The following is a 7831-nucleotide window of genomic DNA, read 5'->3' on the forward strand; positions in this document are numbered from 1 at the left end:
ATGGTGTCCCTGTTGGTCGGCGCCCGGCGTTCGACGTCGCCGGCCCCCTCGATCTGGTACGCCGCCGTGGCGACGCCCCAGAGGAAGTCGGGTGGCAGCTTGGACAGGTCGGGCACGGGATGGTTCTCCTCTGGGATCGGATGACTCACTTGACAGCGCCGGCGGTGAGGCCGGCGACGAAGTACCGCTGCAGGGCCAGGAACCCGACGACGACCGGGATGCTGACCACAAGCGAGGCGGCCATGATCTGGTTCCAGTAGACGTTGAACTGGGTGGAGTAGCCCTGCAGGCCCACGGCCAGGGTGCGGCTGCCCTCGTCGGTCATCACCGACGCGAACAGCACCTCACCCCAGGCGGTCATGAACGCGTACACGGTGACCGCGACGACGCCGGGCACGGCGGCCGGCAGGATGACCTGGAACAGGGTGCGCAGCGGCCCGGCGCCGTCGACCTGCGCCGCCTCGTCCAGACCTCGGGGGATCGAGTCGAAGTAACCGACGAGCATCCAGATCGAGAACGGCAGCGAGAACGTCAGGTAGGTAATGACCAGGCCGGTACGGCTGGCGTACAGCTCGATGCCGGTGGCGTTGCCCAGGTTGACGTAGATGAGGAACAGCGGCAGCAGGAACAGGATGCCGGGGAACATCTGGGTGGACAGCACCGTCACCGTGAAGACGCCCCGGCCACGGAAGCGGTACCGGCTGACCGCGAACGCGGCGAAGATGGCGATCGCGACCGAGCAGACCGCCGCGATGCTCGACACCACCAGGCTGTTCACCAGGTAGCGGGCCAGCGGCACGGTGGACCACATGTCGACGAATGGTTGCAGGGTGGGCCGGCTGGGCCACCAGGTGAAACCGTTCTGCACGTCCTGCAACGGCTTCGCCGCCGAGGTGACCATCACGTAGAGCGGGATGACGACGAAGAGGGTGAGCAGGGTCAGCACGATGCGCCGGCCCCAGCGCTCACCGGCGGATTCACGCATGGTCGTCCCTCCGACGGTTGGTGATCAGCAGGTACGCGGCCGACACGATCATCAGGAACAGCAGCAGCGCCACCGACATCGCCGACCCGGAGCCGAAGTCCCAGGTCTTGAACGAGCTGCGGTAGATGTGGATGGAGATGAGGTCGGCCTGCTCCGGGGCGGAGCCGCCGAAGAGCACGAACGGGGTGTTGAAGTCGTTGAACGTCCACAGGAACAGCACCAGCAGCAGCACCAGGTTGACCGGCCGCAGCATGGGCAGGGTGACCGAGCGCAGCCGACGCCAGAACCCGGCGCCGTCGATCGCGGCGGCCTCGTACAGCTCGCCGGGGACGTTCTGCAGCCCGGCCATCAGGCACAGGAAGGCGAAGGGCCAGTTGCGCCACACCGACACCACCAGCAGCGACCAGAAGCTGTTGTCGCCGATCAACCAGAACGGGCGCTCGCCCAGCAGCCCGAGCTGGTCGACGAGCACGTGGTTGACCAGGCCGGTGTCGCGTTGCAGCAGGAAGCTCCAGGTGATCACCGCGGCGTAGACCGGCAGGGCGTACGGGGTGAGGAAGAGCGCCCGCAGGATCGCCCGCCCCCGGAACGGGCGTTGCAGCACGACCGCCGCCGAGATGCCGAGCAGCCAGGCGAAGCCGACCGAGAGCACGCTGTAGGCAAGGGTGACCCAGAACGAGTGCAGCAGTTCCTTGCCGGCGGCGCTGTTCAGGTCGAGCGTCGCCCGGTAGTTCTCCCACCCCACGAAGGGCGCGGTCGACCAGTCGCGGATGTGGAACTGGGTCAGCTCCAGCATGCTCATCCAGACGCCGACCACCATCGGGATCACGTGGATGGCGAGTTCCAGCACGATGGCCGGGGCGAGCAGCAGGTAGGGCAGGAGTGAGCGGCGCGGGCCGCGGGGCCGGCGGGCCGGCCCTCGTGCCGGTGACCCGGCCCGGGGTTCGCGCCGGGCAGCGTCCGGCGCGGTGGTGCTGGTAGCCATCGGGGTCCTCTCGGAGTCGGTGGCCGTGGTCGGGCTCAGCACCCGACCACGGCCACCGGTGACGCCTGGGTCAGCGCATCTTCTGCTGCGCGTCGGTCAGCTTCGCCTTCACCGAGGCCTCGGTGACCGGCTTGCCGCTTGCCGCGTCCGCGAACAGCTCCTTCATCGCGGTGCCGACCAGGGTCTCGAAGGTGCTCTCCTCGGGCACCTGCGGCAGCGGGGCCGCGGTGGTGACCAGGGTCTCCTGGATCGTCTTCTGCTCCGGGGCGCTGAACGCCGGGTCGGAGCCCGCGGTCTTGACCGCCGGCAGCGAGCCGTACGTCTTGTTGAGGAGCGTCTGCTCCTCGTCGCTCGTCATGAACTTGACGAAGTTCAGCGCGCCGTCCTTGTTCTTGGTGTGCTTGAAGACCGCCATGTTGATCCCGGCGACCATGCTGTTGACCTTCTTGCCACCGGCCGGCGGGCTGGCCAGGAACGGCACCGGGGCCACCCCGTACGCGTCGGCGGCCATGTTCTGCGTCTTCAGGTTCGAGCCGGCGGACTGCCAGAGCAGCATGGCGGCCTTGCCGTTGGCGAAGTCGGAGACCGACTGGTTCTGCGCGTACTCGGCGTTGCTCGGGTTGGTGATCTTGTCGGCGGCCATGAAGTCGATGTACCGCTTGATGGCCGACACGTTCTGCGGGGTGTCGAAGGTCGGCTTGCCGGCCGAGTCGAACCACTCACCGCCGTACTGCTGGCTGAAGGTGAAGGCATGGTGCGCGTTCTCCGACGGGTTGGCCCCCTCGATCGCCAGGCCCCACTTGCCGCCGGTGCTGAGCTTCTTGCCGTACTCGACGACCTGCTCCCAGGTCGTCGGCGGCGCGGTGATGCCCGCGTCGGCGAACATCTTCTTGTTGTAGTACAGGCTGTACGCCATGGAGTAGAGCGGCACGGCGGCCGGCGGCTTGCCGGGGGCGCCGGCGGCGGCGAGCGCGGCGGGCACGATCCGGTCCTTGCCGCCGACGGCCTGGAGGGTGGCGTCGTCGAACTCGACGAGCGCGCCGGTGGCCTGTAGCGAGGCCGACCAGGTGTTGCCGATGTTGACCACGTCCGGGCCCTTGCCCGAGGTGGCGGCGGCCAGCAGGCGGTTGAGCAGGTCCGACCAGGGGACCACCTCGACGGTGACCTTGATCCCGGTCTGCTTCTCGAACTTGTCCAGCTCCGGCTGGAGGATGGTCTTGTCGGCCTCCAGGCTGGCGCCCTGGTTGCTGGCCCAGTAGGTGAGCGTCTTGGGTGAGGCGGCGGAGTCGTCGCCGGAGCCACCGCAGGCGGTCAGCGAGGCGGCCGCCAGTACGGCGGCGGTGAATATCCCGAGGTGTCGTCTCGACACGGGTCAGCCCTTCCGGTGCGTGGTGGGGGTCCGCCGGCCTTCGTCACCGATAGGGGTCGGGTGACGAAGGTCGGCTGCGGACAGGGTTCGGGGGTGCGCCGTCGGGGTCCGTCGGCGTTTCCCGGGAGTTACATCACGGCTTAATTTATGTCGTCATTAAAGTTGCTGGTCGGTGGGTCGTCAAGCACGAGGCGGTTACAGTCGCCTCGAACGGCCGACGGGAACGAGGTGACGAGTGGAGCTGGCGCGTGCCACCAACCGCAGCGTGCGGCTGCGTAACAGGTCCGCCCTGCTGACCAAGCTCTTCCTGGACGGCCCGCTCACCCGGCAGGACCTGGTGCGCAGCACCGGGCTGAGTCAACCCGCGGTCAGCAACGTGGTGGCCGACCTGATCGACGAGGGGCTGGTCGCCGAGGCCGGCGCCGCCGAGTCCGACGGCGGCCGGCCCAGCATGCTGCTGCGGATCGCGCCCCGTTTCGCCTTCGTGGTCGGCGTGGACGTCGGCGAGACCCGGGTCCGGGTCGAGCTGTTCGACTTCGCGATGACCCTGCTGGCCAGCGTCGAGTACCCGCTCGACCCGGCCCGCACCGAGCCCGACCTGGTGGCCGGGCACGTGCTGGCCGGCATCGACGCGGTCACCGCCCAGGCCGGGGTGGCGGCCGGCGACGTCCTCGGCGTCGGCATCGGCGTCTCCGGTGTGGTCGAGCAGGGCACCGAGGCCGTCGTGCACGCCCAGGCCCTCGGTTGGGACCGGGTGCCGCTGGAACGTCTGATCGGCGCCGGCACCGACCTGCCGCTGCACATCGACAACGGCGCGAAGACCCTCGGCCAGGCCGAGATGTGGTTCGGCGCCGGCCGGGGCGCCCGGCACGCCGTCTTCGCGCTCGTCGGCTCCGGGGTCGGCGCGTCGGTGGTCACCAACGGGGCCACCTACCGGGGCGCGTCCAGCAGCGCGGGGGAGTGGGGGCACACCACCCTGGTGTACGGCGGCCGCGCCTGCCGGTGCGGCGCGCGGGGCTGCCTCGAGGCGTACGTGGGAGCCGAGGCGATCATCGACCGCTACCGGGAGGCCCGCCGGGGTCGAGCGGTGCCGGGCGAGGACGAGGAGTCCCAGATCGCCGCGCTGGTCGCCGCCGCCGAGACCTCTGCCACCGCCCGACGGGTCCTGGACGACACCGCCGGCTACCTCGGCGCCGGGGTGGCCAACCTGATCAACCTGTTCAACCCCGAGCGTGTGGTCCTCGGCGGCTGGGCGGCGATGGCCCTCGGTGACCTGTTGCCGGCCGTTCGGGAGGCCGCCGGCCGGCAGGCGCTACGCCAACCCTACGACCAGGCGTCGATCGAACTGTGCCGGCTCGGGGTCGACGCCGTGGCGCTGGGGGCGGCCACCCTCCCCATCGCCCGCTTCCTCACCGAGGGTGGCGTCCGCCGAACCTGACCCCCCGGCCCCCCCGCACCCCCCGCACCCCTCGCCCCCACCCCCCGCCCACGCCCGTCCCTGCCCGCAAGATCCGCGCAACATCCCGGATGTTGCTGCCTCAGGCCGGCTTGAGGCAGCAACATCACCGAAGCTGTGTCGATCTTGCGGTGATCGACTCGGTTTCGGATCGCCCCAGGAGGGACCGGCCTCGCGGGAAGTCGACTGGCGCTTGGTCGGGGCGGCGCGTGACCGGCGTGGAGGATCGAGAATTACGCAAAACCCGGCTCTCGGGATAAATAACGAAGTTATAGATCGATGTCTTGACGCCGCCGCAATCTCGCCGCAACACTCCTACGAGAGCGCTCTCCATCCCGCGGCGTCGCCTCGGCGGCACCACCCCCGGCGCTACGGGCGAGCCGATCCCTCCACCCTGCGGCAGTCCGTAACCCCCTATCGACAGGCGATGTCATGACATCTCGCGCTACATCCGTACGCCCGCGTCCCCGGGTCGTGCGGCACCTGCTCGTCGGGCTCACCGTGGCCCTGGTCGCGACGCTCACCCCGGCCGGAGCCACGACACCCGCGCAGGCCGCCCCCGTCCTGCTGTCCCAGGGCCGTACGGCCACCGCCTCGTCCACCGAGAACGGCGGAACCCCCGCCGCCGCCGCTGTCGACGGCAACACCGGCACCCGCTGGTCCAGCGCGTTCAGCGACCCCCAGTGGCTCCAGGTCGACCTGGGCGCCCGTGCCACCATCACCCAGGTCAACCTGCTCTGGGAGGGCGCCTACGGCCGGGCCTTCCAGCTCCAGACCTCCGACAACGGTTCCACCTGGACCACGATCTACTCGACCACCACCAGCACCGGCGGCACCCAGAACCTCACCGTCTCCGGCGCCGGCCGCTACGTCCGCATGTACGGCACCACCCGGGGCACCGGCTACGGCTACTCGCTCTGGGAGTTCCAGGTCTACGGCGAGACCGGCGGCGGCACCAACGAGCCCCCGGTGACGCCCACCGACCCGTACAACCCCAACCTCGGGTCGAACACGTTCGTCTTCGACCCGAGCACGCCGACGTCGACGATCCAGAGTCGACTGAACACCCTGTTCACGCAGCAGGAGACCAACCAGTTCGGTCCGCAGCGCTACGCCGTGCTGTTCAAGCCGGGCACCTACACCGCCGACGTCAACCTCGGCTTCTTCACCCAGGTCGCCGGTCTCGGCATGAGCCCGGACGACGTCAACCTCAACGGCCACGTCCGTACCGAGGCGTTCTGGTTCGGCGGCAACGCCACCCAGAACTTCTGGCGGGCCGCCGAGAACCTCTCGGTCACCCTGCCCGCCGGGCAGACGGTGGAGCGGTGGGCGGTGTCCCAGGCCGCGCCGTACCGGCGGATGCACCTGCGCGGCGCGCAGAACCAGATCCAGCTCTGGAACGGTGGCGACGGCTGGTCCAGCGGCGGTCTGCTGGCCGACACCCGCATCGACGGCCTGGTCGTCTCCGGCTCGCAGCAGCAGTGGTACTCCCGCAACAGCGAGTTCGGCAACGGCTGGACCGGCTCGGTGTGGAACATGGTCTTCCAGGGCGTCAACGGCGCGCCGGCGCCGAGCTTCCCCAACCCGTCGCACACCGTCATCGCCCAGACCCCGCAGGTCCGGGAGAAGCCGTTCCTCTACGTGACCGGCAGCGGCGAGTACCGGGTGTTCGTGCCCGCGCTGCGCACCAACTCCACCGGCACCAGCTGGTACAACAAGACCCCGGCCGGTTCGTCCCTGTCGCTGTCGCAGTTCTTCGTCGTCCAGCCCGGCACCAGCGCCGCCACCATCAACACGGCTCTCTCCCAGGGCAAGCACCTGCTCTTCACCCCGGGCGTGCACCGCATCACCGAGCCGATCCAGGTCAACCGGGCCGACACGGTGATCCTCGGTCTGGGCCTGGCCACCATCCAGGCCGACAACGGCACCGTCGGGATGCGGGTGGCCGACGTGGACGGCGTCAAGGTCGCCGGCATCATGTTCGAGGCCGGCACGACCAACTCGCCGGTGCTGATGGAGGTCGGGCCGTCCGGTTCGTCCGCGAGTCACGCCTCGAACCCGACCTCGCTGCACGACGTGTTCTTCCGCATCGGCGGCCCGCACATCGGCAAGGCCACCAACACGCTGACCGTCAACAGCGACAACGTGATCGGCGACCACATGTGGCTGTGGCGGGCCGACCACGCCGCGAGCGGCGTACCGACCGGGTGGACGCTGAACACCGCCGACACCGGGCTCACCGTCAACGGCGACAACGTCACCATGTACGGCCTCTTCGTCGAGCACTACCAGAAGTACCAGACCATCTGGAACGGCAACGGCGGGCGGACCTACTTCTACCAGAACGAGCTGCCGTACGACGTGCCGAACCAGGCGGCCTGGATGAACGGGTCGACGCGGGGCTACGCCGCGTACAAGGTGGCCGATTCGGTGACCAGCCACCAGGCGTTCGGGCTGGGCAGCTACAGCTACTTCAACGTCAACCCCGCAGTGGTCGAGGAGCGGTCCTTCGAGGTGCCCGTCAACTCGAACGTGCGCTTCACGAACATGGTCACCGTCTCGCTCGGTGGCGTCGGCACCATCAATCGGGTGATCAACAACGCCGGTGGGACCGCGAACACGGCCAACCAGACGGTGTACCTGACCACCTACCCCTGACCGGGGCGCCCGCGTCGGCCCGGTCGTCTCATCGGACCGGGTCGGCCGGGCAGCACCCAGGGCCGAGGCCGGCCCGGTCCCGCCGAGACCGGGCCGGCTACGGTCGTGCCGCTGCACCGGCAAGCACCTCGGCCGCTGCCCGCTCACCGGCGCGCACCGCGCCCTCCAGATAACCGCTCCACCGGGTGGCCGTCTCGGTGCCCGCCCAGTACACCCGCCCCACCGGCGGCCGCAGGTGCGGACCGTACGTCCGCCACGCGCCCGGGGTCAGCGCACCGGAGAAGCAGCCCCGGGTCCACTCCTGGGCCGACCAGTCGTACTCGATGAGGTCCACCGGGTCTTCGGCGCGCGGCCCGACCACGCCGGCGAACGCCTCCA

7 protein-coding genes are annotated in these 7831 nt (G+C 69.7%); 2 read left to right on the top strand and 5 right to left on the bottom strand.

Annotated elements, in window-relative coordinates:
- The 4 genes from ACWER9_RS31420 to ACWER9_RS31435 form a co-directional block, all read right to left on the bottom strand.
- Positions 1-149 (bottom strand): family 1 glycosylhydrolase (locus ACWER9_RS31420; protein WP_452305267.1); only part of this gene is annotated, 149 nt, incomplete at its 3' end.
- Complete coding sequence (locus tag ACWER9_RS31425; RefSeq protein WP_452305261.1) at positions 146-985, bottom strand: carbohydrate ABC transporter permease; 840 nt, start codon at positions 983-985, stop codon at positions 146-148. The genes ACWER9_RS31420 and ACWER9_RS31425, both read right to left, overlap by 4 nt.
- A complete protein-coding gene (locus ACWER9_RS31430; protein ID WP_452305262.1) occupies positions 978-1970 on the bottom strand; it encodes a carbohydrate ABC transporter permease in 993 nt (330 codons plus the stop codon). Before ACWER9_RS31430 ends, ACWER9_RS31425 begins: the two co-directional genes overlap by 8 nt.
- Before the next feature lie 70 nt (positions 1971-2040).
- Entirely contained in the window at positions 2041-3339 is a 1299-nt protein-coding gene (locus ACWER9_RS31435) for an ABC transporter substrate-binding protein (RefSeq protein WP_452305263.1), read from the bottom strand.
- Between the two features lie 235 nt (positions 3340-3574).
- Between ACWER9_RS31435 and ACWER9_RS31440 the strand changes: the two genes are divergently transcribed.
- Both ACWER9_RS31440 and ACWER9_RS31445 read left to right on the top strand, forming a co-directional pair.
- A complete protein-coding gene (locus ACWER9_RS31440) occupies positions 3575-4777 on the top strand; it encodes an ROK family protein (protein ID WP_452305264.1) in 1203 nt (400 codons plus the stop codon).
- A 450-nt stretch (positions 4778-5227) separates the two neighbouring features.
- Positions 5228-7453, top strand: a complete 2226-nt coding sequence (locus ACWER9_RS31445) for a discoidin domain-containing protein (RefSeq protein WP_452305265.1) — start codon at positions 5228-5230, stop codon at positions 7451-7453.
- Between the two features lie 97 nt (positions 7454-7550).
- Here ACWER9_RS31445 and ACWER9_RS31450 read toward each other — a convergent pair.
- On the bottom strand, positions 7551-7831 hold a 281-nt coding region (locus ACWER9_RS31450; RefSeq protein WP_452305266.1), incomplete at its 5' end, for an FAD-dependent oxidoreductase.

The sequence above is a fragment of the Micromonospora sp. NPDC003944 genome (assembly GCF_053605225.1).